We start from the raw sequence: 23401 nt of genomic DNA on the forward strand, positions 1-23401 counted from the left end.
TGCGGGCCACTTTGTAGAGCGTTTTCGCGGGGGAGTTGCGGGTGCAGATTCAGGGACATTACGAGCTTCAATTCGAAGCGGTGCGCGAAGCCTTCGCGGCACTGTTCGACGATCCCCAGGAGCGTGGCGCCGCGTTGTGCATCCGGGTCGGCGGGGAAACCGTCCTCGACCTCTGGGCCGGCACCGCCGACAAGGACGGCAGCGAAGCCTGGCACAGCGACACCATCGCCAACCTGTTCTCCTGCACCAAGACCTTCACCGCGGTCACTGCGCTGCAACTGGTGGCCGAAGGCAAGTTACAACTCGATGCGCCGGTCGCCCGCTATTGGCCGGCGTTCGCCGCGGCCGGCAAGGAATCCGTGACCCTGCGCCAATTGCTCTGCCATCAGGCCGGTCTGCCGGCCCTGCGCGAACTGTTGGCCCCTGAAGCCTTGTATGACTGGCAAACCATGGTCGACGCCCTCGCGGCCGAAGCACCATGGTGGACGCCGGGCACCGGTCACGGTTATGCCGCCATCACTTACGGCTGGCTGATCGGCGAGTTGCTGCGCCGGGCCGATGGTCGCGGGCCGGGTGAATCCATTGTGGCGCGGGTCGCCAGACCGCTTGGGCTGGATTTCCATGTCGGCCTGGCCGACGAGGAGTTCTACCGCGTCGCGCATATCGCTCGTGGCAAAGGCAATGTCGGCGATGCCGCCGCCCAGCGCCTGTTGCAAGTGACCATGCGTGAGCCGACCGCGATGACCACCCGCGCCTTCACCAATCCGCCGTCGGTGCTCACCAGCACCAACAAACCGGAATGGCGGCGCATGCAGCAACCGGCGGCCAACGGCCACGGCAATGCGCGCAGTCTGGCCGGGTTCTATGCCGGTCTGCTCGACGGCAGCCTGCTGGAAAGCGAAATGCTCGACGAACTGACCCGGGAACACAGCCTCGGCGAGGACAAGACCTTGCTGACCCGCACCCGTTTCGGTCTCGGTTGCATGCTCGACCAACCTGATGTACCAAACGCCACTTACGGCCTCGGCCCGCGGGCGTTCGGTCATCCAGGCGCGGGCGGTTCCATCGGTTTGGCTGATCCGGAGCACGATGTGGCCTTCGGTTTTGTGACAAATACCCTGGGGCCGTACGTCTTGATGGATCCGCGCGCGCAGAAGCTGGCGCGGGTACTTGCCACTTGTCTGTAAAGCGTTACCAGAGGATCCAGGGCCGGAACCTCATACGGTTTTTCGATTCAAAGCGTCTGTTTATCCGGGCGAAAGTCCTCTGATTGTCCATTACTAATTTTTGTGGGTTTCCAATGTCGTCCAAACAAACTCTCGCTCTGGCCCTGTGTTTCGCGATTACCGGTTGTGCACAGACTCCGAAGAATGACGCCGATGGCGGCAGCTGGTGGCCGTTCGGCTCGTCCGACAAGGTCGCGGCCAAGGAGCCGACGCCTGCACCCGCACCTGCACCGGTGAAGCCTGCCGCTACTGCACCGCTTGCCAAGACCGAGAGCAGCAGCCACTGGTACTGGCCGTTCGGCTCCGACGATTCGGCAGACAAGGCCAAAGCCGACGTGAAGCCCGAAGTAAAAACGGAGACCAAGCCTGCCGTTGTCGCCAAGGCCGATGCCGATACCGGCAGCAAGTGGTGGTGGCCGTTCGGCGGCAAGTCTCAGGACACCGCCAAAGCTGTGCCGATGCCCGACCCGAAAGTGACCCAGGCCTGGCTCGACGACTACGAGCCACGCCTGCGTGACGCGATCAAGGGCAGCAACCTGCAATTCGAGCGCCGTGAAAACGTACTCGTGGTGATCGCGCCGGTTGAAGGTTCGTTCAACCCGAAACGCCCGGCCATGCTGTTGCCGGTGACCCTGAGTCCGTTCACCAATATCGCCAAGATCCTCGAAGCTGACCCGAAAACTGCTGTGCTGGTACTGGGTCACAGCGACAATACCGGTGCTGCACCGGACAACACCAAACTCAGCCAGGAGCGTGCCCAGTCGGTGGCGGCGATCTTCCGTCTGAGTGGCCTGCAGCGTGATCGTCTGATGTTGCGCGGCATGGGCTCCGAGGCACCGCGTGCCGCCAACGACAGTGTTGAAGGTCGCGCCCTGAACCGTCGCGTCGAACTGCTGGTGACCCCGCAGAACACCATGGTTGCGCTGCTGAGCAAGTACAACATGCCAGCACCGAAGCCGGTGACCCTGGTTGCCGCTCAGGACGTCAAGCCAGTCGCCAAGCCTGTAACCCCGGCACCTGCTGCGAAGAAAGCCGCTGTCCCTGCCACCAAAAAAGCACCGGCCAAGAAGGCCGCAGCCAAGGCGCCAGCGAAGAAGACCCCGGCGAAGAAAACCGCTCCAGCCAAAGCCGCCGCAACCGACAAGAAAGTCGCTGCGACCGATGCGGCAAAACAGTGATCCGCTAACGAAAAGGAATGCGCCATGACCCAGGCTCTGGCAGATATGCGTCGTGATTACACCCGGGATGGCCTGACCGAGGCGCAAGCCCCGGTCGAGCCTTTTGCGCTGTTCCACCAGTGGTTCGCCGACGCGGTGAAAACCGAGCAGGCACCAGTGGAGGCCAACGCCATGACCCTGGCCACGGTCGATGCGGACGGGCGTCCGCACTGCCGCATTCTGCTGCTCAAGGGTCTGGACGAGCAGGGCTTCACCTTCTTCACCAACTACGAAAGTGCCAAAGGTCAGCATCTGGCCGCGAATCCGTTCGCGGCCATGACGTTCTTCTGGCCGACCCTGGAGCGCCAGGTGCGCATCGAAGGGCGGGTGGTGAAGGTCACGCCGCAAGAGTCCAACGCCTATTATCAGGTGCGACCTTTGGGCAGCCGACTGGGCGCCTGGGCTTCACCGCAGAGCCGGGTGATCAATGGCCGGGGGGAACTGGAAGAATTGCTCAAGGCTACCGAGCAGCGCTTCACCGACACCCAGCCCGATTGCCCGGAACACTGGGGCGGTTACCGTTTGCTCCCGGAGCGCATCGAGTTCTGGCAGGGGCGCGCCAGCCGCCTGCACGATCGCCTCAACTACCGTTTGCAGGGCGCCGACTGGATTCTTGAACGTCTGGCACCTTAAGCAGTCTACCGAGCGGGATAGCCTGCCGCAGCGGCCTCAAGCCACTTCGGCAGGTCCCGACGCCTGATCTTCTGCGATCGGGCTTGCGCCAGCCGTTCGAGCATGTAGGCGCGTTTGCCTTCATCCTTGCCGGCCAGCGACAATGCCAGATCGCGGTCCATCCAGCGTTTGATCCGCACGTACAACCACCAGTGGAAGTACAAACCGGCGACGGTTGTGACGACGATGATGAAGTAATCCATGAAAATCCTTGGGGTCGGCGGCGCAAGCTATGTATTTTGGCGCTACTGTTGGGTGAGTTCGTGGAGGCCCTGTACCGGACCTGAATGAAACCAAATTTATCCGGGCGGCGCCGTGACAGGCGTCAAGCTGCGGAGTTTAATAAATACCTGTCCTTTGGAGTTGATCCTATGCGTAAGTCTGTTCTGCTGGTTGCTTCCTTTTCCACGATGGCGATGTTGCTTACCGGCTGCCAATCGAGCCTGACCGGTGACTCCTACTCCCGTGACGAAGCGCGTCGCGTGCAGACGATTCGCATGGGCACCATCGAATCCCTGCGTCCGGTGAAAATCGAAGGCACCAAGACCCCGATCGGCGGCGCAGCCGGTGCAGTGGTCGGCGGTGTCGGCGGCAGCGCCATCGGCGGTGGTCGTGGCAGCATCGTGGCAGCCGTTATCGGTGCCGTGGCCGGCGGCCTGATCGGTTCCGCCACCGAAGAAGGCCTGACCCGTACTCAAGGTGTTGAAATCACCGTGCGCGAAGACGACGGCAGCATGCGCGCCTACGTGCAGCAAGTGCAGGAGAATGAAGTGTTCCGCGTCGGTGAGCGGGTACGGATTTCGACTGTCGGCGGGACCAGCCGCGTTTCGCACTAAGCGGGAAAGAGCGGTAAAGGAAAACCCCGATCAGGTGACTGGTCGGGGTTTTTTGTTTGGTGTTTACCAGTGATCGCAGTAGTCGAAGGAAACTTGGTAGTCATACAAATTTAAATTGATGGCATGATTGAAATGAGTTTGAAGAATACTTACCCAGTCGTTGGTAACGTTAAATCCACCGTTGTTTATGTTGTTTTCTATTGGAATGCCCAGCGCCTCGATCACGGAGCCATCGTCACCGAAGTCTTTCGATAACTCATCTCCGATGCCGTGACTAGTTTCTTTGTCATACCAATCGAGGCTGATTTTCAAACCCACAAGTTTCTCCTGGAACTCTCGCAACGTAGAGTGATTTTATACATTGCATGTCAATTGGAAGTAGAAGTCCTGATTCACAATTGACCTACCTATAAGTTTTTCGATCGCTTGTATCTGTTGGGGGCTTAAATCGTAACCTTCCCAGCCGTGTTGCTCTTTTGTCCAACCCATGATGGCTTTTATTTGCTCATCACATCTCGCTGGCAACTCAATCACGAAAGCCTGGAAGTCTGTTTTTTTGTCAAACGCTTCTACTAAAAATCTCAAGGTTCAATGCTCCTTTTTTTGCCTTTCTTCGACTTTTTATTCTTTTTTGTAGATGTTGGCTCACCTGTATTTGGGTCGAACTCTCCAATGTGTTTTCCTCTGGAGTCGTATTTTTCGACAGTGCCATGCATAGAGTCCCATTCAAGAATAATACCCTTAGCAGTTTTCCATCTTTTGCGCTTGGCTCCGCCACCTTGTACGGCTGTTTTACGACCTACAATTTTCGCATCAGGAAAGGCTGGGAGTACGTCGGGGGCCGGATGGTACTCGTGATCTCCTGCTCGAGTGCTGACAACAATATAAAGCGGCTCAACTCCAGAATCCGCCGGAAAAACCAATATGAAATCCCGATACTCCGGCGGATAAACCGGGTTCACCAGGATCCCGTCCGCCGCTTTTGTCGGTGGGTACACCCAGATATGCGGTGCCTGCGGAGCGGCTTCCAGCGCGGGGATGCCGAGGATGTCGGAGCCGTCCACGGCAGGCGTCCAGATCAGCTCGATGCCTTCGCCGAGGTCTGCGACAAAGCGGTTACCGCGTGCGGTGAACTGCGCGACATCGACCATTTCCCAGTCGCGGTTCTTGCCGGTGTAGAAGCCGTAACCCTTGAGGCTGCCGTCGGCCTGTTGTTCGACATGCAAGCGCACGCGGGTTCGAGCCTGCTTGAGGGCAAGCAACTGGTCTTCGGTATAGAGCGCGCTGTCGCCCAGGTTCGATGGCATGAACATCGCCACCAGCCCGACCAGCGGGGTGATGACGGCAGTGGAGGCCATCGCGGGCAATGCCTTGAATGCTTCACCCGCAAGGGCGAAGGTGCCCAGGCCTGCCGGGATGGCGGTGCCGCTGATTTTCTTGAGTGGAACGCCGCCGCTGTCATCGGCTTTACGGCCGCCGAGCAGGATCAGATCGCCGTAATCTTTCAGGCTGTCGGTGGGGACCATTCCCGAAGGATTCGAGTAATCGATGATCGCGTCCGGCAATTTGCAGGACTTGGCGAACGTGCAGCCGGCGCGCATTGGCTCAGGCTTGTTCGCCGCCACCTCACGGCTGCGCTCGAAGGCCTCCTGCCGCGCCAGCATGGCGTCGTACTTGTTTTGTCGCTCGTCCTGATCGGCCAGTTCGGTGGCCGTCATGTAGCGGTAGGTGACGTGATGCCCGTCGCCTGCCGGTGGGTTGGGAACCCGGGGAACGTCCTTTTGACCAGCCACTGATTGTCCTTTCGTTCATGCATCGACAGCCCCTAGAAAGGGGCTGCACGACGTTAACGAAGCAGGAAAGTCGTGGCTGTAGGACGCGTCTCTAAAGACGTGGAGATTGTTCGCTACGGCATCAGGAAGGCAGTGCGGTGTTCTTTCTGCTTGCCGCCAATGTCACCGCATAACCGATCAATGCCGCGAACACCGAGCCGGTGAGAATGCCCATCCGGTCCATCCCGGCGTATTCACTGGCACCCGGCACGAAGGCGAGGGAGCCGACAAACAGGCTCATGGTGAAGCCGATCCCGCACAGGATCGCCACGCCCAGCACCTGACCCCAGTTGGCGTTCTGGGGCAGGGCGGCGATGCCGGTTTTCACGGCAAGCCAGGTCAGACCGAATACACCGACAGTCTTGCCCAGCAACAGGCCGACGGCGATGCCCATCGGCACGTGGTGGGTGAAGCTTTCGGCGGTAACGCCGGTCAGCGACAGGCCGGCATTGGCAAAGGCGAACAGCGGCAGGATGCCGTAGGCCACCCACGGGTGCAGCGCGTGTTCGAGGGTCAGCAGCGGCGAAGGCTCGGCGTTTTTGGTGCGCAGCGGGATGCAGAATGCGAGGGTCACGCCGGCCAGCGTCGCGTGGACACCGCTCTTGAGCACGCAGACCCACAGGATCAGCCCAATGATCATGTACGGCCCGAGCTTGACCACCCCGAGCCGGTTCATCGCCACCAGCGCCGCAATGCACGCCGCCGCCAGACCCAGCGACAGGGTCGAGAGTTCGCCGGAATAGAAGATCGCAATGATCACGATGGCGCCGAGGTCGTCGATGATCGCCAGGGTCATCAGGAACAGCTTCAGCGACACCGGCACCCGCTTGCCGAGCAAGGCCAGTACGCCGAGGGCGAAGGCGATGTCGGTGGCGGTGGGGATCGCCCAGCCATCGAGGGCGGCCGGGTTGTCACGGTTGAGGAACCAGTAGATCAGCGCCGGCACCAGCATGCCGCCAATGGCCGCCGCGCCGGGCAGGACGATCTGCGACGGTTTCGACAGCTGGCCGTCGAGCACTTCGCGCTTCACTTCCAGGCCGATGAGCAGGAAGAACAGCGCCATCAGGCCGTCGTTGATCCACAGCAGCAGGGGTTTGGCGATTTTCAACGCGCCGATCTGCGCGACCACCGGGGTGTCGAGCAGGCCGGTGTACAGCCACGACAGCGGCGAGTTGTTGATGATTAGAGCCAGGATGGCCGCGGCGATCAGTAACAGACCGCTGGCAGCTTCCAACTGAAAGAAACGCGTGAAAGTGCTACGCAGAGGCAAGGTCGCTCTCCATCGATAAAGTCAAAAGGTGGGACACCCTAACCCGTACTGTTAGTTGTTAAAACAAAATTTATATTCTTTTTTGTTATATATGGTTACAAGGCGCCTGCCAGACCTGCAGCAGAGCCTAGCAGTTGCCAAAGGTATTGAAGCTCAGCTGTATCTGTCAGTGCGGCAGGATTTTTCCTAAGCTTGGGGGCTGAGCCTGTGAAGGCACTTCTGCCCGATTCAACGAGAACAACAGCCATGAGCGACAACCGACAGTGGGCCCGCGAAGCCATCCGGATCATCGAAGCTGACTTTCAGCGCAGCGCCGACACGCACCTGATCCCCTTGCCGCTGCCGGGGTTCCCGGGTATCGATTTGTATTTCAAGGACGAGTCCAGCCATCCCACCGGCAGCCTCAAGCACCGTCTGGCCCGTTCGCTGTTTCTCTACGCCTTGTGTAACGGCTGGCTCAAGCCCGGCGCGCCGGTGATCGAGGCGTCCAGCGGTTCAACGGCGATTTCCGAAGCGTACTTTGCGCGGATGCTGGGGTTGCCGTTCATTGCGGTGATGCCGGCGACCACGTCCAAGGAGAAGATTGCCCAGATCGCGTTCTACGGTGGCCAGAGTCATCTGGTGGACGATCCGACCCAGATCTATGCCGAATCCGAACGCCTGGCCCGCGAGCACGACGGTCACTTCATCGACCAGTTCACCTACGCCGAGCGCGCCACCGACTGGCGGGCGAACAACAACATCGCCGAGTCGATCTTCCAGCAGATGCGCTACGAGCAGCACCCTTGCCCGGCCTGGCTGATTTCCAGCCCCGGCACCGGTGGCACCACCGCGACCCTCGGCCGTTACGTGCGCTATCGCCAGCACTGCACCCGCGTGCTGTGCGCCGATGCCGAGCGTTCGGTGTTCTTCGATTTTTACCAGACCGGTGATGCCAGCCTGCGTCTGGACCACGGTTCGCGGATCGAAGGCATCGGCCGGCCACGGGTGGAGGCGTCGTTCCTGCCGAAGGTGATCGATGCGATGGTCAAGGTGCCGGATGCCTTGTCGCTGGCGGCCATGCATTACCTGGCGCGGCGTCTGGGGCGGCATGTGGGCGGGTCGAGCGGCACCAACCTGATCGGCGCGCTGATGGCGGCGCAGCAGATGAAAGCGGCGGGGGAGTCGGGGTCGATCGTGGCGATTCTGTGCGATGGCGGCGAGCGCTACGCAGACACGTATTACGATCAGGCGTGGCTCAAGGCGCAGGGCTATGAGCTGGAGGGATTGATGGCGGCTGTGGCAGCAAGTGCCGAGAAGGGTGAAGCGCTGCCAGCCTCGGTTCTGCGCGCCAATATTTGATACACCCGGAACTTAATGTGGGAGCAAGCCCGCTCCCACAATTTTCCGGTATCAGGCCTCGAGGCCCAGGATGTCACGCGCTACAGCTTCGGCAATGCGAATCCCGTCAACGCCCGCCGACAGAATCCCGCCCGCATACCCCGCACCTTCACCGGCCGGGAACAGACCCTTCACGTTCATGCTCTGCAGCGATTCGTTACGCGTGATCCGCAGCGGCGACGAAGTCCGCGTCTCGATCCCGGTCAGCACCGCATCGTGCAGCGAATAGCCGCGAATCTGCTTCTCGAACGCAGGCAACGCCTCACGGATTGCCTCGATGGCAAAGTCCGGCAGCGCCAGGGCCAGATCCCCGAGTGCCACGCCCGGCTTGTACGAAGGTTCAACCTCGCCCAGTTCGGTGGACGGCGTGCCGTTGATGAAGTCGCCAACCAATTGCGCCGGTGCCTTGTAGTCACTGCCGCCGAGGATGAAGGCGTGGGATTCCAGACGCTCCTGCAACTCGATGCCGGCCAGCGGGCCGCCCGGGTAATCGACTTCCGGGGTGATGCCGACGACGATGCCGGAGTTCGCGTTGCGCTCGTTACGCGAGTACTGGCTCATGCCGTTGGTGACCACACGATTCGGCTCGGAGGTTGCAGCGACAACGGTGCCGCCCGGGCACATGCAGAAGCTGTAGACCGAACGGCCGTTTTTGGCGTGGTGTACCAGTTTGTAGTCGGCGGCTCCCAGCTTGGGGTGACCGGCATACTTGCCCAGCCGCGCACGGTCGATCAGCGATTGCGGGTGCTCGATGCGGAAACCCACCGAGAACGGCTTGGCTTCCATGAACACACCACGGCTGTGCAGCATGCGGAAAGTATCGCGGGCGCTGTGGCCCAGCGCCAGGATCACGTGTTTCGAATGCAGGGTTTCGCCGCTGGCCAGCTCGACGCCGACCAGTTGGCCGTCTTCGATCAGCACGTCGGTGACGCGTTCCTGGAAGCGAACTTCACCACCCAGGGCGCGAATCTCTTCACGCATGGTTTCGACCATGCCGGTCAGGCGGAACGTACCGATGTGCGGCTTGCTGACGTAGAGGATTTCTTCCGGTGCGCCGGCCTTGACGAATTCGTGCAGCACCTTGCGGCCGAGAAACTTCGGGTCCTTGATCTGGCTGTACAGCTTGCCGTCGGAGAACGTGCCCGCGCCGCCTTCACCGAACTGCACGTTGGACTCGGGGTTGAGCACGCTTTTGCGCCACAGGCCCCAGGTGTCTTTGGTGCGCTGGCGCACTTCGGTGCCGCGTTCGAGGATGATCGGCTTGAAGCCCATCTGGGCCAGCAGCAGGCCGGCGAAGATCCCGCACGGACCGAAGCCGACCACGATCGGGCGCTGGCTCAGGTCGCTTGGCGCCTGGCCGACGAATTTGTAGCTGACATCCGGCGCCACGTTGACGTTGCGGTCATCGGCGAACTTGGCCAGTACCTTGGCCTCGTCGCGCACTTCGAGGTCGATGGTGTAGATGAAGCACAGTTCGGAGGACTTTTTGCGCGCATCGTAGCTGCGCTTGAACAAGGTGAAATCGAGCAGCTCATCGCTGGCAATGCCCAGGCGCTGCACGATGGCGGCGCGCAGGTCTTCGTCGGGATGGTCGATCGGCAGCTTGAGTTCAGTGATTCGTAACATGACAGGATCCGGTTCGCGGGGCGCACAACTGCGCCAGGGCGTTTGAAGGCGGCGATTATAAGCCGCAACGGCCGGATCCCGTGAGGGTTAAACGATCAGTCGTTGCGTGAACCGCCGAAATACCCGCAACCGCGCTGCACCTTGCCGTCGATACGCAGTTCGGCGCTCATGTGCTGCACGCTGCCGGTGTTGCTGTCGACGCACCGCTGCGGCGCCACCCACAGCTCGATGCGCTGGTTGTTGGCTTCGCTGCTGAGGTTGAAACGACCGTCGCCCAATTGCTCTTCGACGTAAGGCACTGCCAGCGGTGGTTGACCTTCGCGGTCGATGACCATGCCTTTGCCGCTGACCTTGACGTTCCATTCCGGGCCATGGCCGGCAGCGCGCAGGATCATTTGTTTGAAGTTGGGGTCGTCACAGGCAGTGCCGGAACGTTCGACGCGGTACAACTGGGTCAGGTCGAGACGATCACCGGCGATCTTGCCGCGTACGTCGGCGAACAGCTTGCCCTGTTGATCGGCCAGGGTGGCGGCCTCCTGCAGGACGCTGGTGCCGCCGACGTCGTTGATCACGTACTGGCGCTGCTCGCCGCAGGCCTGGAACACCAGTTTGCCGTCGGCCGCGGTCAGTTGCCCCTGCATCCGCGTCTGGCCGACGTGGGAGGCGCTTGTCCGCGCACCGTCGAACAACTGGCACGCGGCAAACAGAGGGAGCAGGGCAACAACGATCAAGGAACGGGCAACACGCATCTTCGGCTCTCCAGACAAGTGCCGTCACGTTACGCAGGCTGACCGTTCATCACAAGGGTTTAGCCCACGTGAAATGTCTGACCTGTCTGCAAGCCTTCGACACTTTTGGCGTAGGCCAATGCCACATCCGCTGCGGGAACCGGCTTGTAGCCGCGGAAGTACGGGGCGTAGCTGCCCATGGCTTCCACCAGAACGGTCGGGCTGATCGAGTTCACGCGCAGGCCGCGTGGCAGCTCGATGGCCGCTGCGCGGACGAAGCTGTCCAGCGCGCCGTTCACCAGTGCAGCCGAAGCACCGCTGCGGATCGGGTCGTGGCTGAGCACGCCGGTGGTGAAGGTGAACGATGCACCGTCGTTGGCAAATTCGCGACCGATCAGCAGCAGATTGACCTGGCCCATCAGTTTGTCTTTCAGGCCGAGGGCGAAGCTGGCTTCGTTCATGTCTCCCAGCGGGGCGAAGGTCACGTTGCCAGCGGCGCACACCAGCGCATCGAACTTGCCGGTCTGTTCGAACAGCTTGCGGATCGACGCGCTGTCGCTGATGTCCACCTGGAAATCGCCGCTGCGGCGGCCGATGCGAATGACTTCGTGACGCTGCGACAGTTCTTTGTCCACCGCCGAACCGATGGTGCCGCCAGCGCCGATCAACAGAATTTTCATCGTACTTGCCTCAAGTGATTGAACGAGCTTTCAGTCTAGAGTGGTTTTTTTCGCTGATAAGCGCGCTAATGGGCAACCTTTGGTTTTCAAATGGAAACAATCCATGAGCGAGATCGACGATCTGGCGGCGTTCGCGGTATTGATCGAGGCCGGCAGTTTTACCTTGGCGGCGCAGCAACTGGGGTGCAGCAAGGGGCAGTTGTCCAAGCGCATCAGTCAGTTGGAGGCGCAGTTTTCCGTGGTGTTGCTGCAACGCACCACGCGTCGGTTGAACCTGACAGCGGCCGGCGCGGCGTTGTTGCCGCAGGCCCAGGCGCTTGTCGTCCAGGTCGAAAGAGCGCGTCAGGCATTGGCACGTTTGAAGGACGACATGGCAGGTCCGGTACGTATGACCGTGCCGGTGTCGCTGGGGGAAACCTTCTTCGACGGTCTGGTGCTGGAGTTTTCGCAGAAATACCCCGAAGTGCAGATCGAACTGGAGCTGAACAACAGTTACCGCGACCTGTCCCGCGACGGTTTCGATCTGGCGATCCGCACTGAAGTGGCCAACGACGAGCGACTGGTAGCCAAGCCTTTGCTGGCCTGGCAAGAAATGACCTGCGCCAGTCCGGCCTACCTTGAACGTTTCGGCGAACCGCTTTCGCCACAGGCGCTGACCGAACATCGTTGCCTGCTCAACAGTCACTACGGCGGCCGCGAAGAGTGGCTGTACCACCAGCAGCACGAGCTGTTGCGGGTACGGGTGTCGGGGCCGTTCGCCAGCAATCATTACAGCCTGCTGAAAAAGGCCGCACTCGCTGGCGCCGGCATCGCTCGACTGCCGTCCTATCTGTTGCAGACGGAATTGGCTGACGGCCGATTGCGCTGGCTCCTTCGGGATTTTCAGACCCGGCGCATGCCGATGTATCTGGTGCATCCGTATCAGGGCGGGCTGCCGAGGCGTACTCAAGTGCTGGCGGACTATCTGATCGGCTGGTTCAAGCGCAGCGGCGAGGCCCTGGACCGTCTTCAGCGGTAACGTCGTGCGATCAGATGATCGATCGACAATTTGCCCGGTCCGGTGGTCATCAGGTACAGCAACACTGCCGCCCAGGTGCCGTGAGTCGGGTAAGCGTCGGGATACACGAACAGCTCGATGACCAGCGTCATGCCCAGCAATGCCAGCGCTGAAAACCGGGTAGCGAAACCGACGAGGATCAGGATCGGGAAAAAGTGTTCGGCGAACGCAGCCATGTACGCGGCGATTTCCGGTGACAGCAGCGGCACGTGGTATTCGCTCTGGAACAGCGGAATCGTCGAGTCCGCCAGATGTGGCCAGCCAATCTGGAACGTGCCGTCGATCAGGTCGATGGCCAGGCCCTCGACCTTGGTCTGCCCGGATTTCCAGAACACTGCGGCGATGGAGAAACGGGCGATGAAGGCGATCAGGCTGTGCGGGATTTTTTCCAGCAGCGCAATGGCGCGGGCAGTGAGGCTGTTCATGGCGAATCCTTGTGATGTAAATGGGTGATGGCCTGGCGACTGATCAACAGGGCGAGGGTCTGGCCGAGATCGAAGGCGTCTGCGGATGCCAGCGCCTGGGTAAGTGAAAGGCCGGCCTTGAGCTGGCGAATGAACTGGCTGATGCCGAGATCCACGTTGAATACCTCGACCTCCAGCCCGTTGCGCAGGATCAGCGCGTGCTGGGCCTGATTCAGATCGATGCCGGCCAGGGTCGCGTCGTGCTGATGCGCGGCCCAGATGTCCACCACGGCGAAGTTTGAATCGAGCAGATACAGCGAAGGATGCAGGCCGATCCGCAGTTCGTTCAGCCCATCGGCATCTGCAAATACAGTGGCGATCCGCTCCTGACTCAGAGGCAACGCATCGGCCGCGTGATAGGCCAGCGTGCGCAGGCGTTCCAGTCTTGCCACGTCGTCCAGATAGGGAACGCTCGCGGCAGGTTCGAACCCGCTGATGAAGTCCGCCAGCTCACTGCCGTAGTCGCTCATCAACGGGCTTCGTGGTGGGTGGTTTTGAATGAAAACTCCGGCCATGGCCCGAAAGAACTCGTCACCCACCAACTGCATCACCACGGGATAACTGTCGGCCAATGCATTGATCAGCGAACCCTGCACGTTGTTGCGGTACACCGCGAAACGACTGGCCGGATCGGCGCCGTTGGCACTGCACAAACCGTCGGGGCAGGGCAGGTCGGTATCGAGCAACGCTGCGTTGAATGCGGCTTGAGTGCTCATCGCCGAGCTCCCGCGCACAGCAACAGCTCATCGGCCTGCTGCGCTTCGGCCATCAGCACATCGAAGGCCGGCACCTGATTGTCCCGTTCGATCAGCGTCGCCACCGGGCCGACGCGCTCCAGCGCCTGGCGGTACAGCGCCCAGACGGCCTGATCGATCGGTGCGCCGTGATCGTCGATCAGCAAGCGATCACCGAGGCTGTCGGCATCTTCGGCAAACCCCGCCAGATGGATCTCGCCAACTGCATGCAAAGGCAGTGCGTCGAGGTAGGCCAGGGGGTCGCGCTGATGATTGATGCATGAGACGTAGACGTTGTTCACGTCCAGCAACAGACCGCAGCCGCTGCGCCGAATGACTTCACGGATGAACTCCGCTTCGTCGATGGTCGAGCGCTCGAACGCCAGATAGGTCGCCGGATTCTCCAGCAACATCGGACGTTTGAGGGTGTTCTGTACCTGGTCGATGTGTTCGCAGACGCGGTTCAGCGTCGGCGTGTCGTAAGCCAGGGGCAGCAGGTCATTGAGAAACACCGGGCCGTGAGTCGACCAGGCCAGGTGTTCGGAAAAGGCGTGGGGTTGATAACGCTCGATCAGCGTACTCAGGCGTTTGAGGTGCTGAACATCCAGCGGGCCCTCGGCACCGATAGACAGGCCGACGCCATGCAGCGACAGCGGATACGCTTCTCGGATCAAACCCAGAAAATGATGAAACGGGCCGCCGGCCACCATGTAGTTTTCGGCGTGGACTTCGAAGAAACCGATGTCCGGAAGAGAACCGAGCACTTCACGAAAGTGCCCGGTCTTGAGCCCCAGCCCGGCGCGAGGCGGGAGCCCGGTGAGGGCTGCCCGAGTGCGGGGGGAGGCATGGTCGCAGGATGTGATCATGATCGACACTCGGGCAGCCTCCGGATCAGGACTTGGCCTTGAAGGCTTCCATCTGACCGAAACCGGTCGGCGAGGTTTTGCTTTCGGTGGTGGTGCAGGTGCCTTTTGGAACGAACTTCCAGGCGTTGGCCTGGTAATCCATTTTCGCCGTGCCTGCGCAGGTGGTGCCGGCGCCGGCGGCGCAGTCGTTATGACCTTTCATGGCCACGCCGAAGCATTTTTCCATGTTGCTGTTGTCGGCCGCCTGAACGGTCGAAACAGCGGCCATGGTCAGGGCGGAACCAAGGGCCAGAACCAGGGCGGTGGCGGACAGGGTGCGGGTGGTAGCAGTCATGATGTTTCTCCGGTTTGAACTTGGGTTGGAACAAGCGATGTGCGCTTGCTTACCCCACTAGAGAAACGACCTGGCGATACGTTACAGCGATCGCGAAAACAATTTTAAAAGCGCAAAAAAAACGGCCCGAAGGCCGTTTTCTGTTTAACGCGATCGATCAACCGCCGAGGTACGCCTCGCGCACTTTCGGGTCGGTCAGCAGCGCTTCACCGGTGCCTTGCATCACCACTCGGCCGTTCTCCAGAACGTACGCACGGTCAGCGATTTTCAGCGCCTGGTTGGCGTTCTGTTCGACCAGGAACACCGTCACACCGTCCTTGCGCAGCTGTTCGATGATGTCGAAGATCTGCTGGATGATGATCGGTGCCAGGCCCAGCGACGGCTCGTCGAGCAGCAACAGTTTCGGCTTGCTCATCAGCGCACGGCCGATGGCGAGCATTTGCTGTTCGCCGCCGGACATGGTGCCGCCGCGCTGGTTGAAGCGTTCTTTCAGGCGTGGGAAAAGTCCGAGAACCTTGTCCATCTGTTCCTGATAGTCGCCCTTGTCGGTGAAAAAACCGCCCATGGCCAGGTTTTCTTCGACGGTCAGGCGGGCAAACACCCGACGACCTTCCGGCACTACGGCGATGCTCTTGCGCATGATCTGCGACGAGTCCTGGCCGACCAGTTCCTCACCCATGTAGCGGATGCTGCCGCTGTGGGCCTGCGGCGAACCGCAGAGCGTCATCAGCAGGGTGGACTTGCCGGCACCGTTGGCGCCGATCAGGGTCACGATCTCGCCCTGGCGGACTTCGACGTTGACGCTGTGCAGGGCCTGGATCTTGCCGTAGAAGGTGGAAACGTTTTCGAACTGCAGCATTTACGCTTCCCCCAGGTAGGCTTTGATCACTTCAGGATTGTCGCGGATCTGTTCCGGCGTACCGTCGGCCAGAGGCGTGCCCTGGTTGATCACGACGATGTGGTCGGAAATGCTCATGACCAGTTTCATGTCGTGTTCGATCAGCAGCACGGTGACGTTGTGCTCTTCACGCAGCACGCTGATCAGCGCCTTGAGGTCTTCGGTTTCCTTCGGGTTCAGGCCGGCGGCCGGTTCGTCGAGCATGAGGATCCGCGGACGGGTCATCATGCAGCGGGCAATTTCCAGGCGACGTTGCTGACCATACGCCAGAGTGCCGGCGGTACGGTTGGCGAACTCCTTGAGGTTGACCTTTTCCAGCCAGTATTCGGCGTACTCCATGGCCTCGCGCTCGCTCTTGCGAAACGCCGGGGTCTTGAACAGGCCGGACAGGAAGTTGGTATTCAGGTGACGGTGCTGGGCGATCAACAGGTTCTCGACTGCCGTCATGTCCTTGAACAACCGCACGTTCTGGAAGGTGCGCACCACGCCCTTGAGGGCGATCTTGTGCCCCGGCAGGCCCTGGATCGGCTCGCCGTCCAGCAGGATGCTGCCGCCCGACGGCTGATAGAAACCGGTCAGGCAGTTGAACACGGTGGTCTTGCCCGCGCCGTTCGGCCCGATCAGTGCCACCACTTGTTTTTCCTTGACGGTCAGGGCCACGCCATTGACCGCCAGCAGACCGCCGAAGCGCATGCTCAGGTTTTCGACTTTAAGGATCTCGCGGCTCATTTTCGCAACTCCATGTGTGGGCGTTGCATCGGCAGCAGACCTTGTGGACGCCAGATCATCATCAACACCATCAGGGCACCGAACATCAACATGCGGTACTCGCTGAACTCACGCATCATTTCCGGCAACAGGATCATCACCACGGCCGCAAGAATCACGCCCAGTTGCGAGCCCATGCCACCCAGCACCACGATGGCGAGGATGATCGCCGACTCGATGAAGGTGAACGATTCCGGCGTCACCAGTCCCTGACGGGCAGCGAAGAAGCTGCCGGCGAAACCGGCGAAGCTCGCACCCAGGGTGAACGCCGACAGCTTGATCACGGTCGGGTTGAGACCCAGCGCGCGGCAGGCGATTTCATCTTCACGCAGCGCTTCCCACGCACGGCCGATCGGCATGCGCAGCAGGCGGTTGATGATGAACAGTGCGGCCAGCGCCAGCAGCAGGGCAACCAGGTAGAGGAAAATCACCTTGTTGATCGAGTTGTATTCCAGGCCGAAATACTCGTGGAAGGTTTGCAGGCCTTCCGCGGCCTTGCGTTCGAAGGTCAGGCCGAAGAACGTCGGTTTCTCGATGTTGCTGATCCCGTTCGGACCACCGGTGATGTCGGTCAGGTTGCGCAGGAACAGACGGATGATTTCCCCGAAACCGAGGGTCACGATCGCCAGGTAGTCACCGCGCAGACGCAAGACCGGGAAGCCGAGCAGGAAGCCGAACGTTGCCGACATCAGGCCGGCGATCGGCAGGCAGATCCAGAAGCTCAGGCCGTAGTAGTGCGACAGCAGCGCGTAGCTGTAGGCACCGACGGCGTAGAAGCCGACATAACCCAGGTCAAGCAGACCGGCCAGACCGACCACGATGTTCAGGCCCAGGCCGAGCATCACGTAGATCAGGATCAGCGTCGCGATGTCCACCGCACCACGGGAGCCGAAGAACGGCCACACCAGTGCACCGAGGATCAGCGCAATGATGATGTAGCGCTGAGTGGTCGGCAGGGTCAGGAAGTTGCTGGCCTTGGCCGGAATCAGCGGCATGCCTGGCGACGAACGCCACGCCTTGCTGATCTGCTGGTTGAACAGCACCCGCAGGAACATCAGCACCGAGCAGATGGCGATGGTCGCCAGAATGGCCGGGCTGGTGTTGTGAACTTCCAGGTTGATGCCGACGATGGTCAGTTTCAGACCCAATACCGGATAGGCCACGGCCCAGACCAGCAAGGCGCTGAACAGCGCCTGTTTAAGATTCCTAGTCATACTTTCTCAACCTCCGGACGGCCCAGAATGCCGGTCGGACGGAACAACAGCACCAGAACCAACAAGCCGAAAGCCACGACGTCCTTGTACTGGTCGCCGAAGATGTCGGCACCAAAGGCTTCCGCCACCCCGAGCACCAACCCGCCGAGCATGGCGCCGGGGATGCTGCCGATACCGCCCAGTACCGCGGCGGTGAAGGCCTTGAGGCCGACGAGGAAACCGGCGTTCGGGTTGATCACGCCGTACTGCATGCTCAGCAGTACCGCAGCGACAGCCGCCAGCGCGGCACCGATGACGAAGGTCAGGGCGATGATGTTGTTGGTGTTGATGCCCAGCAGGTTGGCCATCTTGATGTCTTCGGCGCAGGCGCGGCAGGCACGACCCAGGCGAGAGCGGGAGATGAACATGGTCAGGCCGAGCATGGCGACCAGGGTCACCACGAACACCACGATTTGCATGTAGGAAATCAGCACTTCATGTGCGCCACCTGGCCCAATGGAGAAGTTTCCGGGGATCAGGTTGGGGATGGATTTGTCCTTGGAGTCTTGCGCCAGCAGAACCGTGTTCTGCAGGAAGATCGACATACCGATGGCGGAAATCAGCGGGATCAGACGGTTGCTGCCGCGCAGGGGGCGGTAGGCGATCCGTTCGATGCTGTAACCGTAGGAACTGGTGACGACGATACTGGCGATGAACGCCGCGGTCATCAACAGCGGGACATTGTCGAGTCCCATCATGGCCAGCCCGGCGATGGCGATGAACGCCACGTAGGAACCGATCATGTACACCTCGCCGTGGGCGAAGTTGATCATTCCAATGATGCCGTAAACCATCGTATAGCCGATGGCGATCAAGGCATACGTGCTGCCAATGGTCAGGCCATTAACCAGCTGCTGGAAGAAGTGATAGATGTCAGGCATTACAGCGCTCCTAAAAACCTGATACGCATTTCACTGGTGGAGTCATTTTCCCGCCCGGCCCCGTGGATCTCTATCCACTTCGAATCCGGGTTTTGCCAGCGAACCGCTGATGACGGTTTTGAGATTTTCAGGTGGGGAGACTGGCGGATCACGCCAGCGCGGCCCAATACATTCGTAAAACAAAGCCCACGGCACGCCGTGGGCTTTATTGGCAGTCAGTCAGGCAGCGCCTTACTGAGGCGACACTTCGGTTTTAGGTTTGCCGAAGTGCCACTGGTAGACCACGAACTTGAAGTCCTTCAGGTCGCCCTTGGCGTCGAAGCTCAGGTCGCCGGTAGGGGTCTTGAAGGTGCCGGCGTGAATGGCAGCCGCCACTTTCGCAGGGTCTTCGGATTTGGCCGCGCTGATACCACCGGCAATCACTTCAACTGCCGAGTAGGACGGGAACACGAACGGGCCGCTCGGGTCTTCTTTCTTGGCCTTGAATGCATCAGCCAGCGCAACGTTGGCCGGATCCTGGTCGAAGGACTTCGGCAGGGTCACCAGCAGGCCTTCGGACGCGTCCTTGGCAATCTGCGAGATAGAGTCGTTACCCACGCCTTCCGGCCCCATGAACTTGGCTTTCAGGCCTTTTTCCTCGGACTGACGCAGGATCAGGCCCAGCTCCGGGTGGTAGCCGCCGTAGTAGACGAAGTCGACGTTGGCTTGCTTGAGCTTGGAGATCATCGAAGAGAAGTCCTTGTCGCCGGCGTTGACGCCTTCGAACACGGCGACTTTCACGCCTTTCTTCTCCAGGGTTGCCTTGACGGCGGTGGCGATGCCTTCGCCGTATTGCTGCTTGTCGTGCAGGACAGCAACGATTTTCGGCTTCACGTGATCGGCGATGTAGTTACCGGCGGCAGGGCCCTGGGCGCTGTCCAGACCGATGGTGCGGAAGACCATCTTGTAACCACGGTTGGTGATGTCCGGGCTGGTGGCAGCCGGGGTGATCATGATCACGCCTTCGTCTTCGTAGATGTCCGAAGCAGGCTGGGTGGAGCTGGAGCACAGGTGACCGACCACGAACTTGACGCCGTCGTTGACGACCTTGTTCGCTACCGCTACCGCTTGTTTTGGATCGCAGGCGTCATCGTATTCAACGGCTTCGAGTTTCTTGCCGTCGACGCCGCCCTTGGCGTTGATCTGTTCGATGGCCATTTTGGCGCCACTGAACTGCATGTCGCCGTACTGGGCTACTGGACCGGTTTTAGGGCCGGCGATACCGATCTTGATGGTGTCAGCTGCGAACGAATGGCTGGCCGCCCCGGCCAGTACCATAGCGGCAAACAGTTTGGAAATCTGCTTAGTAGCCTTAGTCATAGTGCTCCACTCTTACTGTTGTATTTTTTTAGAGTCCTGGCGCCGTAGCAACAGAACCGGGCTGGATATCTTCGCGATACCTTCCGGAAATGCCCCCGGCAACTGTACCGGTACAGTGTAGAGCGCCGGTTGTTGGCCTGGGAAGCTGGCGCCAAGGGGCAAAACCTGAGGGTGTCGCTTTAATGAAAGAAAAAGACAGAATTGCGGCGGGTCTTTCAGAGGGCTTATGCCTCAATCATCAGCATTCCTTGGCTTTCCTGCGCTTTTCGTTCGGTACAGCCTTTTGCTACCGGGTTTTTCTGCCGGACCACCGACGTTATCATTCGCGCCGATTTCTTTTCCGGACAGTCCCATGAATCAAGAACCTAGCACCCTCTATGCCAAGCTGCTTGGTGAAACCGCATCTATTACCTGGAAGGAGCTGGAGCGCTTCTACGCCCAGGGTGCCCTATTGTGGGTCGACGGCGACCTGGATTTGATCGCCGTCGCCGAAGCCGTGGCCTCGGATCAAGGCGAGAAAGTCGCTGCCTGGCTGGCCGAAGACAAGGTCGCGAAGCTGTCTGAAACGCGGGCGCTGGATATTTTCGAACGTGATCCGCAGATGTGGGCGGTGGTGGTACGGCCGTGGATTCTGGTCCAGGAAAGGGCGTCGGTCTGAAGGGTTGCACCTTGTTGGTGCGAGCAAGTGCCGGAAAAAAGTGTGTAGCCGAGTAGCGTGATGGCACGTTGCCGTAGAGAAACGCCACAAGCGCAGGTGGCATAACGGTGACGTAAACGTAACGGGCACAGTTTAGTAAGCAGCCTAACGGCTGCTTAATTGTTTCGGGATGTTGGAAAAGCCTGAAATCTTCAGTGAATTGCAGGGCCCCTTCGCGAGCAAGCCCGCTCCCACAGGAGACGCATTCCAATGTGGGAGCGAGCCTGCTCGCGATGGCGGCGCCTCGGTCTGATGTCAGACCGAGTAAGTCTTGCCGGTATGGTTATTGAGCGAAATAACCTTGGTCTTGCCGATCCGGTGACGATAGATCTCGCGCAGGTACTTGATCGACTTCTTCACGCAGTCTCGCGACAGACGAATGTCGTTGATCGAGACAAACTTCTCTTTGTCGTTGATCAGCTCGCGGTACTTCTTCTCGTACATCGGCTTGATCGCGTACCAGTTGGTATCGAGGATCTTCGCCGGGTTCTCGAACTCGTTGAGCAGGTCGTCGATGCGCGCTTCGTCGAATTCCTCATTGATGATGAAGTCGAGGATCGAGTTGTCGAGGGTTTCGTCGAAACGGTACGGGGTCTTCGCGAAGCAACGCTTGATGAACGCCACGATCAGGGTCAGGAAGTCGTCCGACAGGCACGGGCTCTTGGCGATCAGGGTGGTCAGCGACAGGTTGGCCGATGCACCGATCACCAGCGCGTAGCGCTTGAGCGTGGTGTTGGGGAACAGGCTGTTGAGGTGAGTCTTCAACCGGTTCAGGTCCATGTACGACAGCTTGTAGTCTTTCGGCAGCGAGACGATCGAGACCACCGACGAGCAGTTCTTGAAAAAGTGCAGGTCGTGCAGCGCGGCGGCGTCGTAGCCGGAATTCTTGTACTGCTCAAGCGACGCGCGGTAGCGCTTGGATTCGATCGGCAGCAGGCTGATGCCTTCGATGGCCTGAGTGACCTTGTTGAAGTGCGGCAGATCGATCGAGCGGAAGAACAGGTCGTCGATGTTCAGGCGCTGCGGTTCTTTGTCGAACACCTTGAACTTGTCGCTGCTCGGTGGCGGCGTTTCCGGCACTACCGATTCTGCGTAGGCAATCGCCACCGGGCCGGCCAGACTCATGAACAGGTCGTTGGCGTCCAGGCGAATGGTCTCGCCGATGTCGATGCCGGCGCGACGGAAATAGTTCTGGTCGTAGTCGGTCGTGACCGCCTGGGCCGTCAGAATGTTGAAGATCTGCTGCGAGATGTACTGGTTGGCGTGCTTCTCCATCGCATTGACATCAATGTTCTGGATGTTGCCGTCATCGCTCTCTTCGGCGTAACGCATGATGTCGTTGGAAATCAGCATCATCGCGTTCCATGGGCGGATACGGCCCATGACGCTGGCTTCGCTGCTGTCTTCGTTGGCGAAGTTGTACGAGAAATCCCATTCTTCCGACAGGTATTTGCACAGCAGGCGACCGGCGTTGATGTGCAGCGCCTCGGACATTTCGCTGCGGTGGTCGGAAATGTTCGGCAGCACGCAGATGCCGCTGGTGAAGATCGGTTCGAACACGAACGAATGACCGCTCTTGCCGTCATGCTCGTCCATCGGCTTGGTGTCGAACGTCTTGTTCATGTACGAGTGCTGCTGGGCCAGGCCGAATTCCGAGGCCATGCCCGAGCCGGTACCGCCGCCGGCACTGAAGATCGAGAAATACAGGCGCGACTGGTTGGCCTTGATGCCGCAGCTGTCGATCAGGTACGAGTGGATCATTTTCCAGTCAGGGCTGGAGAAACGCTGGGTGTCCTTGTTGAGGATGATCTTCGCCAGGTACTGGCCGAGGATCGGCGCGTTACCGGCGCCACCGGCGTGGACTTCGGACAAGTCCATGATCTTCATTTTGCTGTAGTCGCGCAGGAAGCCGCTTTTTTCGCCCTTGCGCGAGAAGCGGATGCGCCCGGCGATGTCCTTGTCGAGGTCGCCGAGCATCACCAGCGGCTCGACCAGGAACACTGGCTTGGTCGACTTGTTCGGGCCGATCCGCAGGTTCTGCTTGATCCACTGGGCCGGGCTGTAGCCTTTGTCGGAGGCCAGACGACGGTCGGCCGCGCGGTCTTCATTGTTGAATTCGTTGAGGTAGAACTTGCGCGCGTTGTACACCAGCTCCGCCACGTCGAGGGCGATGTTGGAACCGCAGCGACCGAGGCCGATCAGGCACACCGACGGGAATTCCTGGTCGTTGTGCTGCTCGTTGTCACCTTCCAGGTGCGGCGGACGCGGGAACACCAGATCACGCAGGCCGTCGAGGTTGTCGAGGATGCGGTCAGTGTTGGTTTCGGTGAAGTACAGGTATTGCTGGGTGCCCAGCGGGCGCGAGGGTGGCAATGGCTTCATCGGGGTGGGGCTGTTCGCTGCAGGGCTCAGGGTCAGATCGGATACCGCAGTGGCCGGATTATTTTTAGAGGTCATTGTGCGCCATGTACCTGGACTGGTTGGTTCGGCGACCGCTGTCGTCGAGCCTCACGGAATGGGATCTCGCGTCTTTTTGCTGCGCGTATTTGGCCCGTGCGTCAGGGTCTTTGCCTGTGTGTCGCACGGGGGAATCCTTTCCTGATTGATGATGGATCGGCCATTA

The 23401-nt window shown here is 60.2% G+C and carries 25 protein-coding genes; 7 read left to right on the top strand and 18 right to left on the bottom strand.

Annotated features, from left to right (window positions below; genetic code table 11):
- Positions 1-41 precede the first annotated feature (41 nt).
- The 3 genes from NE357_RS06250 to pdxH all read left to right on the top strand — a co-directional run bounded on the left by NE357_RS06250 (position 42) and on the right by pdxH (position 3076).
- Positions 42-1187: a serine hydrolase domain-containing protein gene (locus NE357_RS06250; protein ID WP_169429147.1), complete on the top strand. Its 1146-nt coding sequence runs from the start codon at positions 42-44 to the stop codon at positions 1185-1187.
- A gap of 113 nt (positions 1188-1300) precedes the next feature.
- Complete coding sequence (locus NE357_RS06255; protein ID WP_169429148.1) at positions 1301-2404, top strand: OmpA family protein; 1104 nt, start codon at positions 1301-1303, stop codon at positions 2402-2404.
- A 24-nt stretch (positions 2405-2428) separates the two neighbouring features.
- Positions 2429-3076: a pyridoxamine 5'-phosphate oxidase gene (pdxH, locus tag NE357_RS06260; RefSeq protein ID WP_169429149.1), complete on the top strand. Its 648-nt coding sequence runs from the start codon at positions 2429-2431 to the stop codon at positions 3074-3076.
- 5 nt (positions 3077-3081) lie between these two features.
- On the opposite strand, the gene NE357_RS06265 is transcribed toward pdxH, so the two are convergent.
- Positions 3082-3318 carry a hypothetical protein gene (locus NE357_RS06265; protein WP_085712943.1) on the bottom strand — a complete coding sequence of 79 codons (237 nt, stop codon included), beginning with the start codon at positions 3316-3318 and terminating at the stop codon, positions 3082-3084.
- Between the two features lie 168 nt (positions 3319-3486).
- Between NE357_RS06265 and NE357_RS06270 the strand changes: the two genes are divergently transcribed.
- The gene (locus NE357_RS06270; protein ID WP_024776354.1) at positions 3487-3951 is read left to right on the top strand and encodes an outer membrane lipoprotein; all 465 of its coding nucleotides are present in this window, start codon (positions 3487-3489) and stop codon (positions 3949-3951) included.
- A 63-nt stretch (positions 3952-4014) separates the two neighbouring features.
- Here NE357_RS06270 and NE357_RS06275 read toward each other — a convergent pair whose 3' ends face one another.
- From NE357_RS06275 to nhaA, 4 genes are all read right to left on the bottom strand, one after another.
- Positions 4015-4269 carry a colicin E3-like toxin immunity protein gene (locus NE357_RS06275; protein WP_169429150.1) on the bottom strand — a complete coding sequence of 85 codons (255 nt, stop codon included), beginning with the start codon at positions 4267-4269 and terminating at the stop codon, positions 4015-4017.
- A gap of 36 nt (positions 4270-4305) precedes the next feature.
- The gene (locus NE357_RS06280) at positions 4306-4536 is read right to left on the bottom strand and encodes a DUF7683 domain-containing protein (protein ID WP_169429151.1); all 231 of its coding nucleotides are present in this window, start codon (positions 4534-4536) and stop codon (positions 4306-4308) included.
- Positions 4533-5744, bottom strand: coding sequence for an S-type pyocin domain-containing protein (locus tag NE357_RS06285; RefSeq protein WP_169429152.1), 1212 nt, complete (start codon positions 5742-5744; stop codon positions 4533-4535). The genes NE357_RS06280 and NE357_RS06285 overlap by 4 nt, the downstream gene beginning before the upstream one ends.
- Positions 5745-5865: 121 nt before the next feature.
- Entirely contained in the window at positions 5866-7053 is a 1188-nt protein-coding gene (nhaA, locus tag NE357_RS06290) for a Na+/H+ antiporter NhaA (protein WP_169429153.1), read from the bottom strand.
- 246 nt (positions 7054-7299) lie between these two features.
- On the opposite strand from nhaA, the gene NE357_RS06295 reads away from it, so the two are divergent.
- Positions 7300-8394: a PLP-dependent cysteine synthase family protein gene (locus tag NE357_RS06295; protein WP_169429154.1), complete on the top strand. Its 1095-nt coding sequence runs from the start codon at positions 7300-7302 to the stop codon at positions 8392-8394.
- Between the two features lie 51 nt (positions 8395-8445).
- On the opposite strand, the gene NE357_RS06300 is transcribed toward NE357_RS06295, so the two are convergent.
- The 3 genes from NE357_RS06300 to NE357_RS06310 form a co-directional block, all read right to left on the bottom strand.
- Positions 8446-10059 carry an NAD(P)/FAD-dependent oxidoreductase gene (locus tag NE357_RS06300; protein WP_169429155.1) on the bottom strand — a complete coding sequence of 538 codons (1614 nt, stop codon included), beginning with the start codon at positions 10057-10059 and terminating at the stop codon, positions 8446-8448.
- A gap of 95 nt (positions 10060-10154) precedes the next feature.
- Positions 10155-10808 (bottom strand): COG3650 family protein, encoded by a 654-nt coding sequence (locus tag NE357_RS06305; RefSeq protein WP_169429156.1) that lies wholly within the window; start codon positions 10806-10808, stop codon positions 10155-10157.
- Between the two features lie 59 nt (positions 10809-10867).
- Positions 10868-11467: a short chain dehydrogenase gene (locus NE357_RS06310; RefSeq protein ID WP_169429157.1), complete on the bottom strand. Its 600-nt coding sequence runs from the start codon at positions 11465-11467 to the stop codon at positions 10868-10870.
- A 103-nt stretch (positions 11468-11570) separates the two neighbouring features.
- On the opposite strand from NE357_RS06310, the gene NE357_RS06315 reads away from it, so the two are divergent.
- On the top strand, positions 11571-12485 hold the full coding sequence (locus tag NE357_RS06315) for a LysR family transcriptional regulator (RefSeq protein WP_169429158.1): 915 nt from the start codon (positions 11571-11573) through the stop codon (positions 12483-12485).
- On the opposite strand, the gene NE357_RS06320 is transcribed toward NE357_RS06315, so the two are convergent.
- The 9 genes from NE357_RS06320 to NE357_RS06360 all read right to left on the bottom strand — a co-directional run bounded on the left by NE357_RS06320 (position 12476) and on the right by NE357_RS06360 (position 20081).
- Positions 12476-12949: a DoxX family protein gene (locus NE357_RS06320; RefSeq protein ID WP_169429159.1), complete on the bottom strand. Its 474-nt coding sequence runs from the start codon at positions 12947-12949 to the stop codon at positions 12476-12478. The two genes, NE357_RS06315 and NE357_RS06320, sit on opposite strands and share 10 nt — an antisense overlap.
- A complete protein-coding gene (locus NE357_RS06325; protein WP_169429160.1) occupies positions 12946-13704 on the bottom strand; it encodes an HvfC/BufC N-terminal domain-containing protein in 759 nt (252 codons plus the stop codon). Before NE357_RS06325 ends, NE357_RS06320 begins: the two co-directional genes overlap by 4 nt.
- Positions 13701-14588 (bottom strand): MNIO family bufferin maturase, encoded by an 888-nt coding sequence (gene bufB / locus NE357_RS06330; protein WP_169429161.1) that lies wholly within the window; start codon positions 14586-14588, stop codon positions 13701-13703. Before bufB ends, NE357_RS06325 begins: the two co-directional genes overlap by 4 nt.
- 25 nt (positions 14589-14613) lie before the next feature.
- On the bottom strand, positions 14614-14922 hold the full coding sequence (locus NE357_RS06335; RefSeq protein WP_169429162.1) for a BufA1 family periplasmic bufferin-type metallophore: 309 nt from the start codon (positions 14920-14922) through the stop codon (positions 14614-14616).
- Between the two features lie 157 nt (positions 14923-15079).
- Positions 15080-15781 carry an ABC transporter ATP-binding protein gene (locus tag NE357_RS06340; RefSeq protein WP_085683273.1) on the bottom strand — a complete coding sequence of 234 codons (702 nt, stop codon included), beginning with the start codon at positions 15779-15781 and terminating at the stop codon, positions 15080-15082.
- Positions 15782-16549, bottom strand: a complete 768-nt coding sequence (gene livG, locus NE357_RS06345; RefSeq protein WP_007969480.1) for a high-affinity branched-chain amino acid ABC transporter ATP-binding protein LivG — start codon at positions 16547-16549, stop codon at positions 15782-15784.
- Complete coding sequence (locus NE357_RS06350) at positions 16546-17802, bottom strand: high-affinity branched-chain amino acid ABC transporter permease LivM (RefSeq protein ID WP_169429163.1); 1257 nt, start codon at positions 17800-17802, stop codon at positions 16546-16548. The genes livG and NE357_RS06350 overlap by 4 nt, the downstream gene beginning before the upstream one ends.
- On the bottom strand, positions 17799-18722 hold the full coding sequence (gene livH, locus NE357_RS06355) for a high-affinity branched-chain amino acid ABC transporter permease LivH (protein WP_169429164.1): 924 nt from the start codon (positions 18720-18722) through the stop codon (positions 17799-17801). The genes NE357_RS06350 and livH overlap by 4 nt, the downstream gene beginning before the upstream one ends.
- 231 nt (positions 18723-18953) lie before the next feature.
- Positions 18954-20081 carry a branched-chain amino acid ABC transporter substrate-binding protein gene (locus tag NE357_RS06360; RefSeq protein ID WP_169429165.1) on the bottom strand — a complete coding sequence of 376 codons (1128 nt, stop codon included), beginning with the start codon at positions 20079-20081 and terminating at the stop codon, positions 18954-18956.
- A 352-nt stretch (positions 20082-20433) separates the two neighbouring features.
- Here NE357_RS06360 and NE357_RS06365 point away from each other — a divergent pair, with 352 nt between their 5' ends.
- Positions 20434-20739: a DUF2288 domain-containing protein gene (locus NE357_RS06365; protein WP_169429166.1), complete on the top strand. Its 306-nt coding sequence runs from the start codon at positions 20434-20436 to the stop codon at positions 20737-20739.
- A gap of 294 nt (positions 20740-21033) precedes the next feature.
- Here the strand turns inward: NE357_RS06365 and NE357_RS06370 are convergent, their stop codons facing one another.
- Positions 21034-23235, bottom strand: a complete 2202-nt coding sequence (locus NE357_RS06370) for a hypothetical protein (RefSeq protein WP_169429167.1) — start codon at positions 23233-23235, stop codon at positions 21034-21036.
- Positions 23236-23401 lie beyond the last annotated feature (166 nt).

The sequence above is a fragment of the Pseudomonas sp. G7(2022) genome (assembly GCF_052660475.1).